15 protein-coding genes, 2 tRNA genes and 1 pseudogene are annotated in these 22,029 nt (G+C 38.2%); 5 read left to right on the plus strand and 13 right to left on the minus strand.

The window, feature by feature from the left end; all coding sequences use genetic code 11:
* Positions 1-8 precede the first annotated feature (8 nt).
* Together ACXAGS_RS09165 and ACXAGS_RS09170 are read left to right on the plus strand one after the other, a co-directional pair.
* Positions 9-81, plus strand: a tRNA-Gly gene (locus ACXAGS_RS09165).
* A 94-nt stretch (positions 82-175) separates the two neighbouring features.
* Positions 176-260, plus strand: a tRNA-Leu gene (locus tag ACXAGS_RS09170).
* Between the two features lie 44 nt (positions 261-304).
* Here ACXAGS_RS09170 and ACXAGS_RS09175 read toward each other — a convergent pair.
* Together ACXAGS_RS09175 and ACXAGS_RS09180 are read right to left on the minus strand one after the other, a co-directional pair.
* On the minus strand, positions 305-1,507 hold the full coding sequence (locus ACXAGS_RS09175) for a hypothetical protein (protein WP_474906258.1): 1,203 nt from the start codon (positions 1,505-1,507) through the stop codon (positions 305-307).
* Between the two features lie 147 nt (positions 1,508-1,654).
* A pseudogene (locus tag ACXAGS_RS09180) lies at positions 1,655-2,086 on the minus strand (sodium-dependent bicarbonate transport family permease); the annotation flags it as partial.
* A 57-nt stretch (positions 2,087-2,143) separates the two neighbouring features.
* Here ACXAGS_RS09180 and ACXAGS_RS09185 point away from each other — a divergent pair.
* Entirely contained in the window at positions 2,144-2,455 is a 312-nt protein-coding gene (locus ACXAGS_RS09185; RefSeq protein ID WP_474906259.1) for a LysR substrate-binding domain-containing protein, read from the plus strand.
* A gap of 45 nt (positions 2,456-2,500) precedes the next feature.
* On the opposite strand, the gene ACXAGS_RS09190 is transcribed toward ACXAGS_RS09185, so the two are convergent.
* From ACXAGS_RS09190 to ACXAGS_RS09200, 3 genes are all read right to left on the minus strand, one after another.
* Positions 2,501-3,817, minus strand: coding sequence for a Gfo/Idh/MocA family protein (locus tag ACXAGS_RS09190; protein ID WP_474906260.1), 1,317 nt, complete (start codon positions 3,815-3,817; stop codon positions 2,501-2,503).
* 2 nt (positions 3,818-3,819) lie between these two features.
* Positions 3,820-5,199: a 3-keto-disaccharide hydrolase gene (locus ACXAGS_RS09195; RefSeq protein WP_474906261.1), complete on the minus strand. Its 1,380-nt coding sequence runs from the start codon at positions 5,197-5,199 to the stop codon at positions 3,820-3,822.
* A 79-nt stretch (positions 5,200-5,278) separates the two neighbouring features.
* Positions 5,279-6,292, minus strand: a complete 1,014-nt coding sequence (locus ACXAGS_RS09200; RefSeq protein ID WP_474906262.1) for an alpha/beta hydrolase — start codon at positions 6,290-6,292, stop codon at positions 5,279-5,281.
* 85 nt (positions 6,293-6,377) lie between these two features.
* Between ACXAGS_RS09200 and ACXAGS_RS09205 the strand changes: the two genes are divergently transcribed.
* Positions 6,378-7,628, plus strand: a complete 1,251-nt coding sequence (locus ACXAGS_RS09205) for an NRAMP family divalent metal transporter (RefSeq protein WP_474906263.1) — start codon at positions 6,378-6,380, stop codon at positions 7,626-7,628.
* A 277-nt stretch (positions 7,629-7,905) separates the two neighbouring features.
* Here ACXAGS_RS09205 and ACXAGS_RS09210 read toward each other — a convergent pair whose 3' ends face one another.
* The 7 genes from ACXAGS_RS09210 to ACXAGS_RS09240 form a co-directional block, all read right to left on the minus strand.
* On the minus strand, positions 7,906-9,837 hold the full coding sequence (locus tag ACXAGS_RS09210; RefSeq protein ID WP_474906264.1) for an OmpA family protein: 1,932 nt from the start codon (positions 9,835-9,837) through the stop codon (positions 7,906-7,908).
* Between the two features lie 14 nt (positions 9,838-9,851).
* Positions 9,852-10,826: a PorP/SprF family type IX secretion system membrane protein gene (locus ACXAGS_RS09215; RefSeq protein ID WP_474906265.1), complete on the minus strand. Its 975-nt coding sequence runs from the start codon at positions 10,824-10,826 to the stop codon at positions 9,852-9,854.
* A gap of 14 nt (positions 10,827-10,840) precedes the next feature.
* The gene (locus tag ACXAGS_RS09220; protein ID WP_474906266.1) at positions 10,841-15,043 is read right to left on the minus strand and encodes a T9SS type B sorting domain-containing protein; all 4,203 of its coding nucleotides are present in this window, start codon (positions 15,041-15,043) and stop codon (positions 10,841-10,843) included.
* Between the two features lie 140 nt (positions 15,044-15,183).
* Entirely contained in the window at positions 15,184-16,068 is an 885-nt protein-coding gene (fabD, locus tag ACXAGS_RS09225) for an ACP S-malonyltransferase (protein ID WP_474906267.1), read from the minus strand.
* Between the two features lie 50 nt (positions 16,069-16,118).
* Entirely contained in the window at positions 16,119-16,631 is a 513-nt protein-coding gene (locus ACXAGS_RS09230) for a gamma carbonic anhydrase family protein (RefSeq protein WP_474906268.1), read from the minus strand.
* A gap of 4 nt (positions 16,632-16,635) precedes the next feature.
* Positions 16,636-17,370 (minus strand): LytR/AlgR family response regulator transcription factor, encoded by a 735-nt coding sequence (locus ACXAGS_RS09235; RefSeq protein ID WP_474906269.1) that lies wholly within the window; start codon positions 17,368-17,370, stop codon positions 16,636-16,638.
* Positions 17,371-19,563 (minus strand): tetratricopeptide repeat-containing sensor histidine kinase, encoded by a 2,193-nt coding sequence (locus ACXAGS_RS09240; RefSeq protein ID WP_474906270.1) that lies wholly within the window; start codon positions 19,561-19,563, stop codon positions 17,371-17,373.
* A gap of 222 nt (positions 19,564-19,785) precedes the next feature.
* On the opposite strand from ACXAGS_RS09240, the gene ACXAGS_RS09245 reads away from it, so the two are divergent.
* Entirely contained in the window at positions 19,786-20,967 is a 1,182-nt protein-coding gene (locus ACXAGS_RS09245; RefSeq protein WP_474906271.1) for a vWA domain-containing protein, read from the plus strand.
* Positions 20,968-21,022: 55 nt separating this feature from the next.
* Here the strand turns inward: ACXAGS_RS09245 and ACXAGS_RS09250 are convergent, their stop codons facing one another.
* Entirely contained in the window at positions 21,023-22,018 is a 996-nt protein-coding gene (locus ACXAGS_RS09250) for a PorP/SprF family type IX secretion system membrane protein (protein WP_474906272.1), read from the minus strand.
* Positions 22,019-22,029 lie beyond the last annotated feature (11 nt).

The raw sequence follows: 22,029 nt of genomic DNA on the forward strand, positions 1-22,029 counted from the left end.
TTAAACATGCGAAAATAGCTCAGTTGGTAGAGCATCACCTTGCCAAGGTGGAGGTCGCGGGTTCGAATCCCGTTTTTCGCTCTTGCGCTGCTCGAGTGGCAGCCTTTTTTGTTTGAAGTTCAAACAGCTTTGTAGGTTACTTTATCAACCTAAATTTTTAGGTACCCTACGAAAGGCTCGGATGGTGGAATTGGTAGACACGTTGGACTTAAAATCCAATGACCATTGCGGTCGTGCGGGTTCAAGTCCCGCTCCGAGTACAAAGACCCTTCTTAATCTTTAAGATTTTGAAGGGTTTTTTATTTTATACCTTTTTAAAGCCCTTAAACCAAATGCTATATCCTGTAAAGGTTTTCAGGTAGCGCCCAATCAATTCCAAGTCATCATTATCCTTATGCAATACGTAAAATGGATAATCTTCTGTTTGTAGGTAACAAGGACAGAAATTTGTGGCTATTACCCTTGTTAAAGTTTCATATAATCTTTCGTGATAGCTGCTTCCCAAGTAAATATGACCTTGGGTAATATCGCCCTGGGTAATAACAATAGCATCTTCTATTGATTCGGTAGTACAACTTCGCTTTAAAAGGGCTCCATTATTATCTAGTTGTTCAATTCCAAAAATAATTTGGCTTCCGTTTAACCGCTCATTGGATTGCTTCAAATATGCTAATACTTTATCCAGGTCTACATTACTAATAGTTGCGCTAAAATCATAATATGGATGATTTATAGGATCAAAAACAACCAAATAATTTGTGATGCCAAAACGGGACAACTCCTTTATTAAGCTATCAAGTATACCAATTGTCTTCTTTACGGGCAGGTTCAAGAAATAATAACTTTGGTCTTGCTTACATGTCGCATTTTGCACAGTACTTAACGGCAATTGGGATTCCTTAATGGTTATTGAAAGTAAAGGGTCAACTTTAATATTGGTCTCTTTATTTAAAATACTAGAGTGGTTGTTTATTTCTATTTCTAAATGATCTAAAAACAAATTAAGTTGCCAATAATCATTACTACATGCAAAATCATCTACAACCTTTTCTATATAGGCAAGAACCGAATCTGCCTTGCAATTAACTGTGTAGTGATAATGTCCAGAATTATAATTACGAATTGTTTCCGAATTATAAAAATGATGCTTCCCTTTCCAATCTATCACAACCTCATGCCCTAATACCGAGAACAATGCTAAAATTTTATATAGACCACCCGTCAATGTCTTTGCATGGATGATTACAGCACCTTCAATTGGTTCCAACCTATAACTATCCAATTCTATAGTAATATTTTCAGTTTGTGAAAAGCTAATCTCTAGTTCGGTATCAGAAATTAAATTGAGATTTAAAGCATCTATATCTTTCAATTCGGGCTCTAAAACAGTATAAAATGCTTCGGTACTAAACGGCCGAGCTTTTAAATTACCTACAAATTCAAAATCTAACTTTTTGTAACAAGAAATCTCGTTGTGGAATAAGTTTAAACCAGATGTTTTGCTCATTTTTTATAACCGTTTAATTAACCACTAAATAAGTGATTATAATTCAGTTAACCTTAATACCAATGAAAAATCCCTTGAAAACGCAACAGTAATCAAGGGATTTACGTACTACTAGAAATCGCAGCTGTTTCTATGTTTTATATTTAGCTATTTCATAGTTATCATAAACATATAGAGCGGCATTCCCAAGGTAATATTAAAAGGAAATGTAATGGCCAACGCCATAGGCAAGTACAAACTTGGATTTGCCTTTGGAGCCGCAATGCGCATAGCGGCAGGCACTGCTATATACGAAGCACTAGCTGCTAAAATTGACAATAAAAATCGGTCTCCGTCATTTGTTAAGAACAAACCAGACAACTTTGCTATGAGCACTCCATTTATAATTGGAATCACAATAGAAAAGACCAATACCAACCAACCCTTTTTTAGTAAAGCACCAATTTTTTTACCACTAGTAATTCCCATATCCAATAAGAATACCGCTAAAAAGCCTTTAAAAATATCCGTGGTAAATGGTTTAATGCCCTCTGCCTGAGCATCATTTGCTACATAACCAATGCACAAACTGCCTAGAATATTTTTGAAAACGAACCACTGCTGTTTAGAGAATATGGCTCTGCCACTAGAAATGCAATGGAAAGCTTTATTAAACAGCAGGATCTATTAGTAAAAAAGAAAATTGAACTTACCTCTAACGAAGCTTTAAAGCAAGCTGTGATAGCCGGTTTGGGCTATATTTTTATGCCTATGATAGGTATAAAAAACGCGGTAGAAATGGAACAGATTTCCATTATACCCTATAAAGGATTACCAATTATTACAGAATGGAATTTAGTTTATCTTAAAAAGAAAAAACTTTCGCCAGTAGCACAGGTTTTTGTTACGTACATTCATGAACAGAAAGATACCATTAACCAGCAACATTTTTCTTGGGTAAACCAATAATCACAGTTTACCCAAGAAATTTAGTTTTTTGCTAGCTAAATAGTATTATAATTTGGGTTCCCAGCCTTTTTCATAGTCGCGCTTCCAGTGCTCCATAATTTTTTTATTATTGCTGATTTTACCGGTGGCCGCATCAATTTTTAAGGTTTCGCCAGCCTCTTGTGCCATATTGCCTAAATGGCATAATTGGGTAGAAATTGCCGCATCTTGAATATCTGAATGCAACGATACATCTTCTCTAATCGCTTTAAAAAAGTTCCCTACATGGTTTACATCCAAACCACCTATACCTTGGGTGTTTGTTGTAGCGCTTTGATTGGGCTCATTTTCCAGTTTAATCAAATTACCACCTAAATCATACAATTTGTAAAAATTACGATCCAACTCTATTGTACCCTTACTCCCATAAATAATTGCTCCACGGCCAGGTCTTTCTGGTTTCATTATACCCCTACTATGTCCGGTCCAGGTAATAAATTTGTTGTCTGGAAAGGTATACGTTACTTGTTGATTATCTACAAATTGCCAATCGTCTTGATATGTATATTTACCACCAAAAGATGTTACCGTTGCAGGTACATTTACCCCCAACGCCCATCTACAGATATCTATTTCGTGTGTTCCATTGTTATGTATTTCTCCTGTACCCCAAGTCTTGAACCAATGCCAATTGTACGGATGCACATTGTCCCTAAAATTCTCTCTAGGAGCTGGTCCTTGCCATAAATCCCAATTAAGATGTTCCGGAACTTGTACTTCTTGGCCTATTCCTATACTTCCACGGTTATTAGAATAATACGCCTCTCCTTTATATACCTCACCTATAATACCCTTTTTAATATCTCTAATAGCGCTAATTGATGTTTGTGCAGAACGTTGTTGGTTTCCCATCTGAACTTTTTTACCATATTTCTTTTGGGCCTGCATGAGCAAATCATTTTCCCATGGGTTATGGCTACAAGGTTTTTCTACATAAACATGTTTACCTGCCTGTAAAGCCATAATGGCCATAGGCGCGTGCCAGTGCTCTGGAGTTGCAATAAAGACCGCATCTACATCCTTATCTTCTAAAACCAATCTAAAATCCGTACTTTCTTTAGGCACATAGCCAATTTCTTCTAAACACCATTTGGAGTGGTCTTTTAAAATTTTTGTATCTACATCACAATTGTATATAATTTTTGCGTTTAGATCTGCATTTATAGCGATTACATGGGCCTTTGCCCTACTACGCACCCCTATAACAGCGCAATTTATTTGTTCGTTTGGAGATAACCAGTTGGCTGTGTTAATCTGAGGTATTACGCTTAAACCTATAGCCCCTACCCCGCTTTTTTTAATGAAATTTCTTCTTGTACTCATAGTTATTTGGTTGAAACAGGTAAGATTTTTATGTTTTTGAAATAAACTTCATGCCCATGGTCTTGTAGTAAGATTGGGCCTGCCTCTACCATGCCAAAACTTGGCCACTTGGCATACTTACTTTCATTAACCAATTGTTTATAAGCAGCTGAACCTCGTTCATACTCCACTATTTTTTGATGGTTAAGGTAGTGTGTCACGCTATTGTCCCTAGCCACTATATGAGCTGTATTCCACTCACCAATAGGGTTAACCAATTTGTTTTCGTCTGCTTTGATTAAATCATACAAGGATCCCATTGTTCGGCTCCCCTCATGATTACCCAATTTGGCATCCGGGTGCCTGGCATCATCCAGAATTTGAAATTCCAGCCCAATCGCGGAACCTTCACCTTTATTCAATTCTGGATCCACATAATATTTTATACCACTATTTGCGCCTTCTGTAATTTTAAAGTCTACTTTAAACTCAAAATTGGCATAAGTATCTGTGGTAATAATATCCCCACCAGCGGTGGACTCACCTCCTCCGGTTTCCAAAACTTTAAGGGTACCATCAGTTATTTCCCATCCTTTATCTGGAAAATCATCTAGCTTAGCACCTTTCCACCCCTTGGTTGTTTTCCCATCCCAAAGCAACTGCCAACCCGCTTGCTTTTCAGCATCCGTCAATTGATTTTTAGTATGCTTCAGTGGTAATGGCGAAGGTTTACTATACTCAGATAGATTTTCGGTTAGTATATTCAGGTTTCTCCATTGTACTTGTGTACCTGCTTTTTGTGATTTATCTATACTGTGTACCTGCAAGGCAATAAATCCTTCTGCCGTTTTATCATCTAGCAAATGTGCAACGGGAATTCCATTAACCCAAGTTTTTAGGGTATCGGCAATTGCTTCAATACGGTAATGGTTCCATCCTGTTTTATCAAATGCCTTTTGGCCCTCAGGGTTATCTGCTACGTTATGCAGCCAGCCTCTTCTTGCTTCATCATACACACCACCACTCCAAGCACGGTCAGATGGATCAATTTCTATTTGGTAACCATGAACCCTACCATTCATGTATTCCGGAATACTGTTGCTTCTAATTTGTATACCAGAATTCATACTGGAATCCAATTTTACCTCTAGTTCCAAGATAAAATCGCTGTACAATTTATTGGTTGTTAAAAAAGTGTTGGGGGTGTTGTGCTGCGTGGTGCCCACAATGGAATTATCCGTTACAGTATATTCCGCTTTGCCTCCCTTTTTAGCAAACCCTTCTAGGTTTTCACCGTTAAATAGTGGTTGCCACGGAATGGTGGTCTTTTCTTCTTGTTTACAAGAAAAAAAAAGGCAGGTTACTAGAGCACCATATAGCATGGTACGAGCAGTGTTTTTCATTGGTCTTTGGTTTAAATTTATCTGTTTGAACATTCAAGATACCAAATAAAAAACATCTAATGCAATCGATTTTGTTAACCTATTCTTTCTTGGGCACTATACCTAAAATAGTTTCTATAAAACGATACGTTTTTTGCTTAACGCCTTCTAAATCTTTAGATGTTATGTAAGACGTCATAACATGATTAGCAGCATTGGGGAAAGCATATTTTTGTTTTTTCTCTTCTGCAGTACCCAATTGCTCAAACATGTTTAACATGGCTGGCACGGAAACAACGCTATCTTGATGCAGTTCGTCTTTATAGTAATATCCTAAAAAAACAGGCTGGGTAACGGCAGCAAATGTTTCTGGCTCCATGGTATCATCTACCAAGGCCTGTAAATGGGTAAGGGCTTCTAAACGATATTTGGTGGTCCAATATTGATTCTTTAGCTCAATTTCGGTATCAAATTCGTGGTAATCACTACCCTTTACCATTTTAGCCAATTGCAAGCCCCAAGGCATGGCCAATAGTTTAGCACTAGCATCAAATATTTCAATATTGGGCGAATATAACAACAGACTATGAATAGCCTTATTTTCTTTAGCAAGATACAGCCCCAAAGTACCACCTGTTGAAGTTCCCATTACAATTACCTTTTCCCCTATTTGTTCGCCAATAGCAATTGCCTCTTTGGCAGAGACAATAAGTTGGTCCGCGGTCATATTCACCATAGGGTCTTCTTCCTCTAATCCGTGACCGGCCAACCTAGGCAAAAACAGGTTCATACCATAGCGTTTTGCCGTGTCTATATGTAAAGGAGCACCTTCCGCTTGGCTGGCAGACCAACCGTGTAAATACACCAAACTGTAAGCCGTTTTCTTAGGAACGCTATCTGCCCAAACAATACGGGCTTGGTTATCTGGTTTTATATTTTTCAGCTGCTTTTCCCTAGCATTAATGGTTTTTTCCAGTTTACGCAAATCCCTAGTCACTTTAGGTGATTTCAGTTTAAGGTTGGGCCTTTTTACCCTTGGTCCCATTACATAGCCTAATACCAACACACCAACAATTGCCAAAACCCAAATCATAATTTTCTTAAGTGTTTTCATCTTTAACAACTACCTTAATACAAATAAATATAGTATTTCTAAACCTTAGTCAAAAACAGTACTTTAGTTTGTATTTTTCGCTAGAATGAACAACCTTAAACACCTATTTAAACAATTAGGCCCAGGTATACTTTTTGCTAGTATGGCCATAGGCACCTCCCACTTGGTATTATCCACAAAAGCAGGCGCACAATACGGATGGGTCATGATTTTACCCATAGTCTTAGCCAACTTGTTAAAATACCCGTTTTTTGAGTTTGGGGTTAGATACACCAATGTTTCAAGAAAATCCCTTATTTCTGGTTATTTGGACCTAGGAAAGCCTTTTTTATATGGTTATGGCATAATAACATTAGTAAGCTGCTTTACCATTTTAGCAGCTCTTTATGTGGTTACAGCTGGTTTACTTATAAATCTTTTAAAACTCGACCTTAGCTTAAATCTAGCGGCATTTCTTTTATTTTTTACAATAAGTTTTCTCTTAATTATCGGCCGTTATAAATTATTGGAACAATCGCTAAAACTAATTGTATCAATGTTATTTATTGCCTTATTGGTAGTAACCTTAATGGCACTTAACAAAGGACAAGTTACTCCTAAAGAAGATTTTACAGCACCATCGGTTTTTAATGAAATGGGTATTTTGTTTCTTATTGGTTTGGTGGGATGGATGCCTACCGCTGTAGAAGCATCTGGCTGGGTAAGTATGTGGAGTGTAGAAAAATTAAGATTAAAAGGTTCTAAAATCTCAATAAAAGAGGCCTTAAGGGAATTTAATATTGGATATGTAATTACTAGTGTACTTGCCTTATTTTTCTTGTCAATAGGTTGTTTAACCTTGTATGGCACCAACACCGACTTAAGTGGGAGCGCAGTTATTTTCGCCGACCAAATTGTTACCTTGTTCACGCAATATTTGGGCAATTGGGCCTACGGTCTTATAGCTATATCGGCTTTAGCTACTATGTTTAGTACCTGTATGACGGCGCACGACGCACTGGCAAGAGTAAGCCTGGATATAGTGGAAAAATTAAGTTTACCACAAAAACGTAATGTTCAAAAATATAGATTTGCCTATATGACAATAGGGCTTGCCCTACTTAATTGGTTTGTTATTTACCAATTTAGTGCCAATATGGGCAATTTAGTAGCCCTAGCCACCTTTTTTTCTTTTGTTTTTGCTCCTATTTTAGGTTGGATGAATCTAAAAACGGTAACGCAATCCAACTTTCCCAAAGAGTACCGACCAAATGCCATCTTAAAAGGATTGAGCTATTTAGGGATTGTATTTTTAAGCGCATTTTCCTTCTATTATTGTTATATTTTGGTGTTTTAACACTTCTTTTAGTAGGATTAACAGAATAAACTTGACTTTGCGCGAATTTTCTTAAACCTTTATACGTTCAAATTTAATTATGCGATTAATTTATATTAAGAGAGAGACCAAAAACGAAAGACGTTATTCTAAAAAAATGGGCATGTTCTCCCCAAAAGTAACATACATTAAAAAATACATTGCCGGTATACCTTACAAAACGATACACAAATACCGCGAAACCTATTACGGCCAAGTTAAGTGTTGTACAGAATGTAATTTGGCTTATTAAGCCATCCTAATCAAATAAGATATTATCATTAAGTATTACCAGTAGGGAGCGTTGGTTCTGTTGGTGCAGCATTTCTAAACAGAATTTACCGTTGGTACAATTGTTAAGAATCTTATCTTCCCCATAACCTACGGAATATAATATATTACTTGCTGGCATACCATTGGCTATTAAGTACTTTTTAATAGCGTCTGAACGGGCTTGTGTTATTCTAAAATTGGTTGCACTACCTCCCCTACTATCCGTATGGGTTTCTATACGTAATTGCATGTTGGGGAAAAATTTAACGGCTTCAATAGCTTTATCCAACTCCACAGCAATTTCTGGTGTTATTTTACTACTACCTCTTTGGAAAAAGAATTTGCGCAATTTAATTACCTTTTGCCCCTCTTTTTCGGTTACTAAATCATCATACAAGGCGATTGATGGATTAAAGGATGCTGCTTGCAGACCTTCCATCTCTTCTTGAGAGTATTTTTGTAAATAGGTGGAGTATCTCTCTTTAAAAACCTCAACGGTGATACCTTCTTGCCATGGCACCTCTATCCTATAATTTCCATCCGCATCTGCCTTAGTCGCTTTTAATACCTCTCCGTCTAAATTTAATAACGCAATTGAGGCCTCTGCCACCCCAGTACCCGAGTTGTTATTTTTAATTTGACCATTTAGTACAAATGTTTTTAAACCTGGTTTTTCGTCTACAAGAAAACCGTAAATATCATCACTACCCTTACCGCCTTCTCTATTAGAAGAGAAATAACCAAGTAAACCTTCACCATGGTTTTGTATGATAAATCCAAAATCATCTTTCTCTGAATTTATTTGGGTTCCCAAATTTACGGGTATGCTATAGGTGTCGTTGTCCGTTACTTCCGTTTTGTAAATATCCATACCGCCCAAACCGTAGAATATATCTGAAGCAAAATATAAGGTACCTTCAAAAAGGTAGGGTGCAATTTCGTTACCAAAAGTATTTACACGAGGCCCTAAATTTACCGGAGCACTCATAACCTGGCCATTATTGGTGGTTACGTAATACAAATCCGTACCACCATAACCATCTCCAAAATCTGCTGCAAAGTATAATCTTCCAGTATTTTCATCATAATAGGGATAATAGAAAGAAGTACTTAAATCGCGCCACAAGTATCTAAAATCGCCATCTATTCTTTGCATACCAATAGACAGGGCATTTTTTCCTTTTTCATCAAATTCTAACTCACCTTCAAAAGTGTTGGACAATACGTAAAAAACAGCATTTAACTTTTCGGAATAAAATGGTGTAGCTTCGTGATACTCTGAATTTTTTATGGCTTTAAAACCTGAAATATTAGAAAGCGTACCATCTTCCTTTATTTCGCCCTCAAAAATATCTAGATAACCAGCAGATGCCGCATCAATCTTTTTACCTAATGGCTTGCGAGCTGAAGTAAATAAAAGCTTGTCTTTATAAAACGTGGGTGAAAAATCTTCTTTAGCGGTATTGGCACCTATATCAAATACGTTGAAATCTAAATTAACCTTTGCAACATCATTGAACAATAAGTCATTATTAAATTCCATATTTTCTATTAGTTGTGGCGAAAGGTCAATACTATCATGCTCCATTAATTCCTTAACACGCTGTACATCTCCTGTTTGCTCCAAGCTTCTAAAAAGACGATTAATACGCTTATCTCCCAATTTTACATCATCAACAAACAATTGCAAATACAACTCGTTTGCCTTTTTGTACGATTTGGTCATAAAATAAGCATCTGCCAAATTCAATTTTTGTTCCGTAGCCAAGGCATATCCCTTGCCCATATCTTTCTCATAGGCCGCAATAGCCTTGTCATAAGCATAAGAAAAGAAATAATCGTCCCCTTTGGATTTACGATTTTGAGCTTGCGCAAAGCTTACTACAATTAGCAGAATAAAGAATATACTTTTTTTCATCGTTATACTACACTTTAGAAAAATCTAGGAGAATCTATTTGTTTGGGTTTTCCTTTTAAGTTCTCTTTTTTGGCCCTACCGCCATTGGCTCCATTGCCACCTCTACCAAAATAAAATTTTAAGATAGCCTCGTGAGAGCCGCTGTTGTATTCTCCCAACCCATTGGTATTATAATCATAAGAATACCCAAAAAAGATACTATTAGAAATTTGAAAGCCCGCCAGACCACTAACTGCATTACCAAACCTATAAGACGCACCAACAGTTACCGCATCTGCAAACAAGAAATTAGCCGAAAGGTTGGCATTAACAGGAGCGCCATTTAAATAGTTTAGTAAAAAAGCCGGTTTAAATTTGGTGTTATCCGATAGATTAAATACGTAACCCGCAATTAAATTATACTGTATTTTGTCTTCAACAACTGTAGCTACCTCATCATTATAAATACCGTTGGTTAAAAAATTAGGAATAGATGCCCCAATGTACCAGTCATCTGAATAAAGGAATAAACCTGCCCCAACGGTTGGATAGAAGTTATTGGAATCTTGACCGTTTACGCCAGGATCACCTGGGTTTTCAAAAGTTCCCTTAGAATAATCTATGTTTAACAAAGATCCTCCTGCATCTACCCCAAATGACAAATAGGTGTCAGAATCCAAATTTACTTGATAAGAATAGGCAAGGTCTATATAGGTTTGTTGCAAGGGCCCTATTTCATCGCTAACCACGTTAAAACCCATTCCCATTTTATCATTTTTAAAAGGATGGTTTATACCAAACCTAAGCGTTCTTGGCGCACCTTCTATATCTATCCATTGCGCTCTGTACAACAGGGATAAATCCGTATTTGCTACAGAACCTACGTACGCAGGATTAAAGCTGCCTACGTTGTACATATACTGAGTGTATTGTGGTTCTTTTTGCCCAAAGACCAATAAATTGGCACTAAGAAAACAAAAAAGCACTATAAGTTTATAAGGGTTATTCATGGATAGTGTTCGTGTTATCGTATAATTTGAATCCAACCTTTGATTACATCGGTACCATCACCTAAATCCAAGGTATAGAAATAGGTTCCTTTGGGTAATGCACCATTTTCTCCAGTTCCATCCCAATCACTCTGGTAATTCCGTTTTTCATAAACAGCATTGCCGTACCGGTCAAAAATCTGAAGGTAATTGTTAGGATAATCTCTTGCTGAAACTAATGTAAGCCTATCGTTTATACCATCTCCATTAGGGGAAAAGATATTGCATATGGTACCCGGATCTACACATTCCGTTGTCTGTACTTCTACTACTACCGAAGCCATATTGTTACTAGGGTCTATATCTTGCGGAACTACTTGGTCTATAGTTACCGTATTGGTAAAATCTGTATTACCCGCCGCAGCAACCGTACCGGTTATCCTTAACGTTACCTCTTCACCACCATCTAGTTGTGGAATAGACCAAATTCGCAATTGGGCATCAAAAGTAGTGCCTTCCGCCACTTCCACGCTGGTTATTATAAAGGCCGAAGCATCACTCAAAACCTCTGACACCAAAATATTCCTTGCTACGCCATCTTCCGTTAAATTGGCTACTGTAATGGTGAAAACAATTTCTTCCCCAGTTAACGGCTTAACCACATCTACTATCTTTGTTATCTCTAAATCTGAAGCGATTGCCCCACATGCCTCACTATCAATATAGGGATCACAAGGATCTAACGGATTAGAAGCTACATCTGGAACCAAGGCTGTAGTTGGGTCATCTACCACCAAAACTTCTTCGCCATCCGTTAACCCATCCATATCCGTATCCGCAAGAAAAGGATCTGTACCTAAGTCCACCTCTTCACTATTAGTAAGTCCGTCAGAATCGCAATCATCACCTGGAAGCGGTGTTCCCCCTACGGAATCACAAGCGTCTAGAGGATCGGTCTGGTCTACATTTACTTCTTGGCCATCTAAAATACCATCACCATCTGTATCTGGATTATTAGGATCTGTACCTATAATTTCTTCTTGGTCATCATTTAAACCATCATTATCGGCATCTAGTAAACAATTAACCGCGGTTAAGGTTACTTCTATGGAATTATTGGTACAAGGTGCCTCTGCTGATGTGGTAGTAAATCTAAACGTATAGTTTCCTTGGGCAAGCCCCTCAAAATCAACAATGTTATCTGCGCCAATACTTACTGTTTCTTCTCCGCTCACAAATTCCCACGTACCTGGGTCCTCACCTTCTAACACCTCATCTAAATCTAATGTTGTAGGGTTTTCTGGACCTGCAACCGTACATGCTGAAGTATCTACTATGGTACCGGTGCTTGGCCCTTCTAATACCGTAACCACAACCTCTTGCCTAGCTGAAGCACAGCCATTGGCAAAAGCCTCTACAAAATAACTTGTGGTTTCCGCTACCTCTGGCGTAAAGGTTTTAGAAGTACTTAAAATAGTATTGTCTGTTGCAGTTGCATACCATCTAACACTGGCTCCTACTGTGGCATCTGCCGTAATTGTTGCCACACCACCATCACATATAGTATCTCCATTTGCTACCGTTAATTCAGGAGTTTCGTTCAGCACCAAGGTAATGGCTATAGTTGGGCTAGCACATTCATTGGCCTCATCAAAATAAAAACCATAGTACGTACCAGGGGTAGTAACCAAATTACTACGGTGTGCACTGGTTACCAATGGATCTGGGTTAGGGCTCCAACGCAATTCAGTTCCATTTGGTGCATTGCCCGTAACAAAATCATTCAAATCTGCATCAACTACGTCACAAAAATTATTGTTAGCAGAGTCGTCTCTTGTAGGTGCTTCGTTACCCGCATCACAATCAAAAGCACAATCAATTACCCTAATCAAAAGTGTATCCGAAGCATCACTGCAGGAACCTTGGGCCGTATTTGTTGTATAGGTGAAAATATAATCACCCAATGGTGCTCCTGCAAAATTGACCTCATTACCTGAACCAATTACAACCTGACCACCAGAAGGGTCTGTGGTCAATGCCCATGTACCGGCATCTGCCCCTGTTATTCTATCGTCTAAGTCTGCGGAAGCATTGTTACCACCTGCAGTAGTATTACAAACTTGAAAATTATTTATAGTGCCCGTGCTAGGGGTTTGGTTAAATACAATAGCTACACTAATTGCCGGACTTGCACATTGGTTTAGACTGTCATAGAAAAAACCGTAGTACGTGGTGCTTTCATCTGCAGTATTGTTGCTAATATGTGTACTGGCATCGGTAAAATCAGCATTACTCTTACTCCATTTTAAAGTAGCACCTGTTGGCGCTGCATTGGTTACATATACATTAAGATCCGTACTGGTAACATCACAAAATTCCGTAGGTGCACTTGTATTTAAATTTGGTGCTGTGTTGCCAGCAGCACAACCATCATCATTTAACAAGGTAACAGTAGCCGTATCCGAAGTGTCTATTAAACCACCAAACATGCTTGCCGTAGATAGACTAACCAAAATAGTTTCGTTGTCTTCTATTTTGGCATCGGCGATTGGTGTTATCTGAAAAGTTTTGGTTTCGCCGGCGGAACCGGTAAAATTCATTTGCCTAGAACCTCCTGTACTATAATCGTTATCTGCCGAAGTTGCAGTACCATCTGCCAAAATCCCGTTTACCGTAAAACCTGTAGTTACCGCACTGTCTAAGGTTGCAGTTACCGTAATGGCGCCATCGTCTTCATTTTCGCTAACATCTTCTATTGTAATGCTCGCCGTATCTTCACTTTCTAAGTTTATTGTTACCGTATTATCTGAACCTATAGTGTAACCCGTACCAGCAGTTAAGGTAATTATAATGTTCTCTGTAAGCTCCACAATAGTATCATCTATTGGTGCTATGTTTACCACAACAGTAGATTGACCATCTATAATAGTGGCCACACCGCTTAAAGCAGTATAATCTGTATCTGCTGTTGCCGAACCACCAATACTATAATTAACTGATAGGTCACCACCAGTTAAATTGTCTTGGTCTAACTCAATGGTAAAACCGCCATTGGTTAACGGAGACTCTGCCGCATTACTAGCGTTACTAATTTCTGCTTCAAATTGGTCGTCATCTTGGTTTATAACAGCAACCGTTTTTGTTCCTAAACCATCAAAAGCAGCATCGGCCGCTGGCTCTTCAATCGCTACATTTATATTTACGGTAACATCACCATCTACCTCTGAATCGTCTACACCCGTAACCGTAATGGTTTGTGGGGTGTCCCAGTCGGCAGCGATAAAGGTTAACCTATCGCTATCAACTATAACTTCACCATTATCTTGAGAAACCACAAGTACATCTATGTCTCCTTGCGGCTCTGCACCCAATACCACGGTAAATGTTGCTGTTGTTGTTTCGTCCTCGCTAACCGGCCCGCTAATTGCAGAAACTATTAAATCGGCAGTGTCATCATCAGTATTAGTAACTTCTATTGCCGTATTTGGCAAACCATCAAAATTATCGTCCGTAGCAGCTTGATCTATGCTTAAAATTATTTGATAGCTTTGATCAGCGTCATCTACAAAATCATCTACACCCGTTACGGTAACCTGTTGGGAAACATTCCAATTTGCAGGAGAAAATGTTAAACTAGTTTTGTCTACCGAGCCTTCTCCAGAAGCCGCCGAAGCATCTACAATTATTACCACATCTGAGTCTGGTTGTGCCGTTAATGAAACATTAAAAACATCTGAACCTCCAGCTTCAGTAGTGGTCAAATTTGTTTTGTCCACATTACCACCCGCAACATCGTCATCTAAAAAACTGGACTCGCCTGTATCATCTGCAATGGTTGCATTTGTAGGATTTGACAATATTATACTAATAGGCTTATCCCCGTCAATTAAGAAGTTGCCATTTAAAGTGACCAAAATATTTTCATTCAATCCATTTCCAGATAAATTACCCAGGGTGATTGTGTTAATTGAACCATTTTCATTACCTCCTATTATTTCATATTGAACAGAAGAACTACTTAATAAATCTTGATTATTTAAAGTTACAGTGAATGTTAAGGTAGTAACATCCCCATCATCACCTTCGTTTACTGGCGTAGGATCGTTTATAGTAAAGTTTTGCGCGTTCATTCCCGTAAACACAAAAAAGAAAGCAACAATAAAAAAATAGTTTTTAAAGGCAGAAAATAGCTGGGTGGCCGCAAAGCGGTTGGGTAGCTGGTGGGTTATTATTTTCATACTGTGTATCAACAAAGTAAATAGTGTTCTGTTCGTGTTCGGGGACACCAAATATTAGAAAAAAAACATAGATTTAAACAAAAAGGTGGATTAAATCTATGTTTCTTAAGATAAACGGCTAAAAGCCCCGTTATAACTACCTACGTAAGTTCTACGCCTTGGGTTTCCGCACTGCGGTCTATTTTCTTTACCAAGCCTTGCAACACCTTTCCTGGACCTATCTCCGTAAAGGTCTTGGCACCATCTGCCAGCATTTGTTGCACACTCTGCGTCCACTTAACCGGAGCTGTTAATTGAGCTATTAGGTTTTCTTCTATTTCTTTAGAACCCGTAACCGCGGTTGTGGTCACATTTTGATACACCGGACAGCTAGGTTCCTTAAATTGGGTTGCCGCTATGGCCGCCGCTAATTCTTCTCTAGCCGGCTCCATCAATGGCGAGTGGAACGCCCCACCTACCGGTAAAACCAAGGCTCTACGCGCACCCGCTTCTTTCATTTTTTCACAAGCTGCCTGTATGGCCGCTACCTCTCCAGAGATAACCAACTGCCCCGGGCAATTGTAATTGGCAGGTACCACAATACCTTCTGTTTCTTCGCATAATTTTTCTACCAAGGCATCTTCCAAACCTAGTACGGCCGCCATGGTGCTTGGTTGTAGCTCACAGGCTTTTTGCATAGCTTGTGCCCTTTGGGAAACCAACTTTAGACCATCCTCAAAATTTAATGCACCGTTTGCTACCAAAGCAGAAAATTCGCCTAAAGAGTGGCCTGCAACCATGTCTGGCTTAAAGCTATCTCCCATTACTTTAGATAGAATTACGGAATGTAAGTATATCGCCGGCTGGGTAACCTTGGTCTGTTTTAACTCTTCTGGCGTTCCTTGGAACATAATGTCCGTTATGGAAAAACCTAAAATTTCATTGGCTTTTTCAAAAAGTTCTTGTGCCAGAGGGTACTTCTCGTAAAGGTCTAACCCCATACCTACAAACTGCGCCCCTTGACCGGGAAAAATATATGCATTCATTTTCTATCTGTTTAGTGTTACGCAAAAATAGGAAAAGCGGCGGACTAGCCCTATTCTTTAAACCAACTACTGTATTTTACATAGTTATTGGCAATACGGTCTATTTCGCCCTTACTTAATTCTGGGCTTACTTCTTTAATTTTACGCGCGGGCATACCTGCAAATATGGTTCCCGACGGTACCCGTGTACCTTTGGTTACCACGGCACCGGCCGCTATGATGCTATTGGATTCCAAAACACAATCGTCCATAACAATTGCACCCATACCCAACAAAACGTTATCTTGTATGGTGCAACCGTGCACAATGGCATTGTGTCCTATAGAAACATTATTACCTATGGTTGTAGGGCTTTTTTGATAGGTACAATGGATAACCGCCCCATCCTGAACATTAACTTTATTTCCCATTTTTATATAATGTACATCGCCGCGTAAAACCGCGTTGAACCAAACACTGCATTGGTTGCCCATATTAACCTCCCCAACAATTGTGGCATTTTCCGCAATAAAACAATCGGTTCCCCAAACTGGGGTTTTACCATTTACCGTTTTTATAAGCATAGCATTACGATTTAAAATGAGATAACAAGGTTGCCTTTTTAGAAGCAGAGACAGAAAGTTCTTTATCATTGGTCAATATAACCGAACCGCCCTTTCCCTTTACATATTTTACAATTTCGTTTAAGTTTACCAGATACGATTTATGAATGCGAACAAATGGGAAATCTGCCAGTGCTTCTTCAAAATACTTTAGTGTTTTGCTTACTACTATCTTGCGTTCTTTTAGGTAAATTTCTGTATAATTATCATCTGCCTTGCAAAAATAAATCTCCGACACGTCTAGGACCTGGAAACCATCTTGTTGCGGTATGGTAATTTTTCCTTCGGTCTTGGCAAAACTACTTTTAAGTACTTTACCGGTTATTTCACCTTCCTTTATTTTAATGGCCTCTACATATTCTACCGCTTTAATAAGCTCATCTATATTAATAGGCTTCATTAAATAATATGCCGCATGGTTATTAAGGGCGTCTAGGGCGTAATTGTTATAGGCCGTTACAAATATGACCTCGAAATTGCGGTCTGGAAACTCCTCCAACAAATCAAACGCATTACCAAAAGGCATTTCTACATCTAAAAACACCAAATCTGGCTTGTGCTCCGTAATTGCGGCAACCCCTTGCTTTATACTATCTGCCTCTGCCAAAAGTGTTACGGACGGGCAGTATTTAGCCAAATAATTACGTAAAATTTCACGACTATTGGCTTCATCTTCTACTAAAACAGCTTTAAGTTTCATCTAGTCTTTTTTTAGGCGTAATACTACTTTGGTTCCTGTCTCATCCTCGTTTAAATCGTTTATGGTTACATCTACCTTATTCTTGTACATATCGTTTAAAATAGCAATACGCTTTTTAATATTACCCATGCCTTTTGATTTTTGCCTACGCTGATTATCGGTTTTAAGGTTGGCAGAATGCTTTCGCCCTATACCATTGTCCGTAACCGTAATTTCTAGCATATCTTCTTGTGGTTGTGTTACCGATACAATAAGCTCACCCTTATCTTCTTTATAGCGAAGCCCATGCCACACGGCGTTTTCAATATAAGGCTGCACCAACATAGGCGGAATTTGAAATGCATGAATATCCACCTCGTTTGCAATTTTGATATCGTAATCAAACTTATCCGGAAAACGGGAATGCTCTAACTTAAGGTACAGTTTTATAAGCTCTAGCTCTTTGGTGAAGGGTATAAAGTCTTCTTCTGAGTTTTCTAGCACCGTACGCATGAGTAAGGAAAAATCGCTAAGGTACCTATTGGCACTACGTTCATCGCTCTTGGCAATATAATTGTTCACGGAGTTTAACGCATTAAATATAAAATGCGGATTCATTTGTGAGCGTAATGATTTTAAAGCGAGTAAATTATTGGCCAATTTTTGTTTTTGATTGCTTCTATAAAAAAAGAAAGCAGTTAACGCAAACAACGCCATCCCCATAACTAAAGAATAGATTAGTACCTTTTGCCAATTGGCACGGGTCTCGAACAATTTCTGTTCGGTCATGGCCAAACTATACTTACTTTGAGACAACTCTCTTTCCTGCTCCAAAGACGAAATACGATTTTGCTTGTTGGCCACCTCTCTATTTAAGCGGGCCAATCTAGAAAGCTCCTGTTCCTTTCTAATGTATAGTGTATCTACCAAAGAAACGTACTCTTGGTAGGTTTTATATGCCTTATCAAAATCCCCTCGATACTCATACACCTCAGATAGTTTACGAGTGGCATCTTTTTGAACTACTAAATCATTATCAGAGTCTGCCTCTACAATACTTTTTTGCAAATAAGGAATGGCTTCTGCCAATTTTTCTTGCGCTATGTACGCATTGGCAATTTTATAGTTGATGCGTTGGGTAGTAATAGAGTCTTTTTGCGCAGGTTCATCCTTTAAAAGCACCTTCTTTTTAGGCAAACGTTTTAACTGACTAAGATTTTCTTTTCGCAATTGAATTTCATCGTCATAACGGTTAGTTTGATTGTAAAAATCGGCCACCTTTTCTTTTTCCAGAACTTCTCTCTCCGGTGCTTGCTGCTTACTTAATTTAATTGAATTGTTGTAGTAATCCTCTGCCTCTATTTGCCTATTCTGAGCCGCAAAATTATCTGCTATTTTGGTACTTAAATCAATTACCTTAGGGGTTACTTGATTTTTTTCTGCGATTTTTAAACCAGACTCATAAAACTGCTGTGCCAGTTTACTTTTACCCATGCCTTTATGGGCATCTCCTTTAAGTTCTTCTTTTTCTATTCTTTGGTATGGCGGCATATTTTTTACCGCATCTAATTTTTCTAATTGGTCCAAAGCGGCACCATACTCTTTACTTAAAACATAGGCTTTGGCCAAGAGCAAGGTAGTGCGTACGGTTTTTTTTGCATCTAGGGCGTCTTCTAGATTAGCAACAGCCAAATCAAATTGTTTATGATATAAGTATACTTCTCCTAATAGGGTTAAGCTATGATTTACTTGTGTTTTGCTGGGTTCTAGTGTTGTATTGGATATGGATTTAGAAATAAAATCCAAACTTTTTTCAATATCTGTTTTCTTGTAAAAGTTTGCAGAATCTAAATAGCGCTGGTGTTCAACAGCCGTTGTTGCCCTAGAACCACCCCTAGCACTTGGTTCAAAATCTTGCACTTCTACAATAATCTCTTCTTTAGAGGTAATCCTATGAAATACCGTTTCAAATTCAGGACTTCTAAAAACAATTTCATCACCAATATTGGCACGGATTTTAAACTCACCTAAACCATTGGTAGTAGTATATTCTCCTTTATCCGTGCTTACCGAAACACCTGAGATAGGCATCTGATTATCTTGGGATCGCACCAACCCCTCTAACATAAATCCTGATTGATTCTGCTGACCGTAAAAAGGTTGTACGGAAAGCATAGCCATAGACAAGGTTAGAAAGAATAGAAACTGCCTCATAATTAAAGGTAAACTTAGACTATTTAGATGGCACTAGAAAATGACTAATAACCACACATAGGAGATAAAAATTAGAAAAAGTTAAGTTAACTCACTGAAGTACAAATTAAACTAACCAACAAGGCTTATTCCCTAATAATGAATTTTCTACCTAAAAATGCTCCTTTAGGTTTGTGATAAACAATATTGAAAAGAAGCATATTAATTACAAAAACAATCATCATGAAAAAAAACATTTTAATCGGTTTAAGTTTATTAACCTTAGGTATTGGCTACGTAGAGGCCTCCCGATTGGCTACCAAAGAAGCGGCTGAATTGAGAACCGCAATACAATTAGATGACAAACTACAGCCTGTAAAACCTAAAAAACAATATGTGAAAATCGCTTTGCTATTAGATACGAGTAATAGTATGGACGGGTTGATTAATCAGGCAAAATCACAACTTTGGGATATTGTTAATGAATTCTCCTATGCCAAATGCGGAAATGGTAGTACTCCAGAATTACATATAGCGCTTTACGAATATGGAAATGATGATTTAACGGCACGCGAAGGTTATATTAGACAAGTACTTCCATTTAGTAGTGATTTGGACGATATTTCAGAGAAACTATTTTCTTTAACCACCAACGGCGGCGAAGAATATTGTGGTGCCGTAATAAACACTTCTTTAAAACAGTTGGATTGGGGAAAGAACCCAGACGACCTAAAATTGGTTTTTATTGCAGGTAACGAACCATTTACCCAAGGCCGAACCAACTATAAAGATGCGGTTTTACAAGCAAAAGAGAAAGATGTGGTTATCAACACCATTTTCTGTGGCAATTATACCCAAGGAATAAGTACAAAATGGAAAGATGGCGCCCAACTTAGCGGAGGGGATTATATGGCAATAGACCACAATGCAGAACAAATTTATGTAGCCACCCCATTTGATAAGATTATAATAGAGCTAAACTCTAAACTTAATAGCACATATGTGGCCTACGGCTCTACAGGTTCTAATCGATTAAAAAAACAACGTTTGCAAGACAATAACGCTTATGAAATGGAGGCCGAAGTAGCCGTAAGCAGGGCCGTTAGTAAAAGTTCTAAGCTATATAAAAATTCTAGCTGGGATTTAGTAGACGCCGTAGAGGAAGATGCCGTTGCTATTGAAGAAATTGCACCAGAGGCTTTACCGGCCCCGTTAAAAGGCAAATCTGAAAAAGAGATTAAGGCCTATATTTCCCAGAAGAAATCTGAACGCGCTAAAATCCAGGCCGAAATACAAAAAACCAATGCAAAAAGGGAAGCGTATTTGGCAAAACATCAAAAAGAAAATGCAAAGGGCGAACTAGAAAGCGCCCTACTACAAGCCATTAAAAAGCAGGCCGCTAAAAAAGAACTGAACTGGAAATAACAGAATAATTTTTAAAGATAAGGGCAGTTGTTTACAACTGTCCTTTTTTTTGCTTTTAGTTGGCTGCAGGGCAATAGCAATTGTACCTCTTTTCTTCTTGCTTGCCAAAATCATAACCCAGGGTTATTTGGTGAAAACCTCCATTATCAAAACGAATATCTCCAGATTGATAAGAATAGTTATATGAAAACAAAAAACGGTTGATATTTACACCAACAATAGGTGTGAACAATTGCAAACGCTGTTCGCCAAACGTACCATCTTGTTGAAATTGCGCGCCATCAAAACTTCTTCTGTAAGATAAACCTCCCCACACCGTGGTTGTAGAGTTTAGGTCTTTATACACTTTTAGGTTAAGGTCAATTGTCTTTTCCTTGGTAAAGTCTGTCATCTGGAACAAGGTAGAAGGCTCAATTCTAAAATCGCCCTTACCAAACACATAGCCCGCAGAAAGTAAATAACGTCTTAAATTGTCAAATTCTGCCAAGGTATACAAATCCCTGCCGCTACCTAACAGGTTCAAAATAGCAGCATGTGCATAGAATTCTAGAAAGTTGTAACTAACACCTAAATCTGTATTAAAATAACTAGTAGTATTTTTAACGCCACTAATTAATGGATCTTGCCGAATAGATATAAATTCAGATTCGTCCAAACTACTTAAAATTACACCAGCACTTAATCCAAAAGACAATTGATTCAAGGTTCTAAAATCGCCCCCCAATTGTAAATGATGTGCGTACGTACCTTTAAAACCGGTTTGGGAATGATAACCATTGGCATCATTAAAAAGAATAAAACCAATACCACTTTTGCCACCTACCCTAAAATTCGCATTTAACGTTTGTAAACTAGGAGCTTCATCTACATTAAACCATTGCTTTCTGGCCGTGAGTCTAATTTTACCGCCTTCTCCTATACCTGCCATAGAAGGATAAACCAAGTAATAATTATCTGCTAAGTAATCAAAATAAACAGGAATTCCCTCTTGTGCTTTTGTTGTACCAAAAAACAAAAGAAGCATTGCCAAGGTTGGTATAAGTTTATTCATCTGGTTGGGGC

The organism is Croceivirga sp. ABH4_376 (genome assembly GCF_056160685.1).

Excerpts from the sequence above, each read along its gene's own strand:
- ACXAGS_RS09175 (WP_474906258.1), bottom strand. The coding sequence starts at position 1,507 with ATGAGCAAAACATCTGGTTTAAACTTATTCCACAACGAGATTTCTTGT.
- ACXAGS_RS09185 (WP_474906259.1), top strand. The coding sequence starts at position 2,144 with ATGGAAAGCTTTATTAAACAGCAGGATCTATTAGTAAAAAAGAAAATT.
- ACXAGS_RS09190 (WP_474906260.1), bottom strand. The coding sequence starts at position 3,817 with ATGAGTACAAGAAGAAATTTCATTAAAAAAAGCGGGGTAGGGGCTATA.
- ACXAGS_RS09195 (WP_474906261.1), bottom strand. The coding sequence starts at position 5,199 with ATGAAAAACACTGCTCGTACCATGCTATATGGTGCTCTAGTAACCTGC.
- ACXAGS_RS09200 (WP_474906262.1), bottom strand. The coding sequence starts at position 6,292 with ATGAAAACACTTAAGAAAATTATGATTTGGGTTTTGGCAATTGTTGGT.
- ACXAGS_RS09205 (WP_474906263.1), top strand. The coding sequence starts at position 6,378 with ATGAACAACCTTAAACACCTATTTAAACAATTAGGCCCAGGTATACTT.
- ACXAGS_RS09210 (WP_474906264.1), bottom strand. The coding sequence starts at position 9,837 with ATGAAAAAAAGTATATTCTTTATTCTGCTAATTGTAGTAAGCTTTGCG.
- ACXAGS_RS09215 (WP_474906265.1), bottom strand. The coding sequence starts at position 10,826 with ATGAATAACCCTTATAAACTTATAGTGCTTTTTTGTTTTCTTAGTGCC.
- ACXAGS_RS09220 (WP_474906266.1), bottom strand. The coding sequence starts at position 15,043 with ATGAAAATAATAACCCACCAGCTACCCAACCGCTTTGCGGCCACCCAG.
- fabD (WP_474906267.1), bottom strand. The coding sequence starts at position 16,068 with ATGAATGCATATATTTTTCCCGGTCAAGGGGCGCAGTTTGTAGGTATG.
- ACXAGS_RS09230 (WP_474906268.1), bottom strand. The coding sequence starts at position 16,631 with ATGCTTATAAAAACGGTAAATGGTAAAACCCCAGTTTGGGGAACCGAT.
- ACXAGS_RS09235 (WP_474906269.1), bottom strand. The coding sequence starts at position 17,370 with ATGAAACTTAAAGCTGTTTTAGTAGAAGATGAAGCCAATAGTCGTGAA.
- ACXAGS_RS09240 (WP_474906270.1), bottom strand. The coding sequence starts at position 19,563 with ATGAGGCAGTTTCTATTCTTTCTAACCTTGTCTATGGCTATGCTTTCC.
- ACXAGS_RS09245 (WP_474906271.1), top strand. The coding sequence starts at position 19,786 with ATGAAAAAAAACATTTTAATCGGTTTAAGTTTATTAACCTTAGGTATT.
- ACXAGS_RS09250 (WP_474906272.1), bottom strand. The coding sequence starts at position 22,018 with ATGAATAAACTTATACCAACCTTGGCAATGCTTCTTTTGTTTTTTGGT.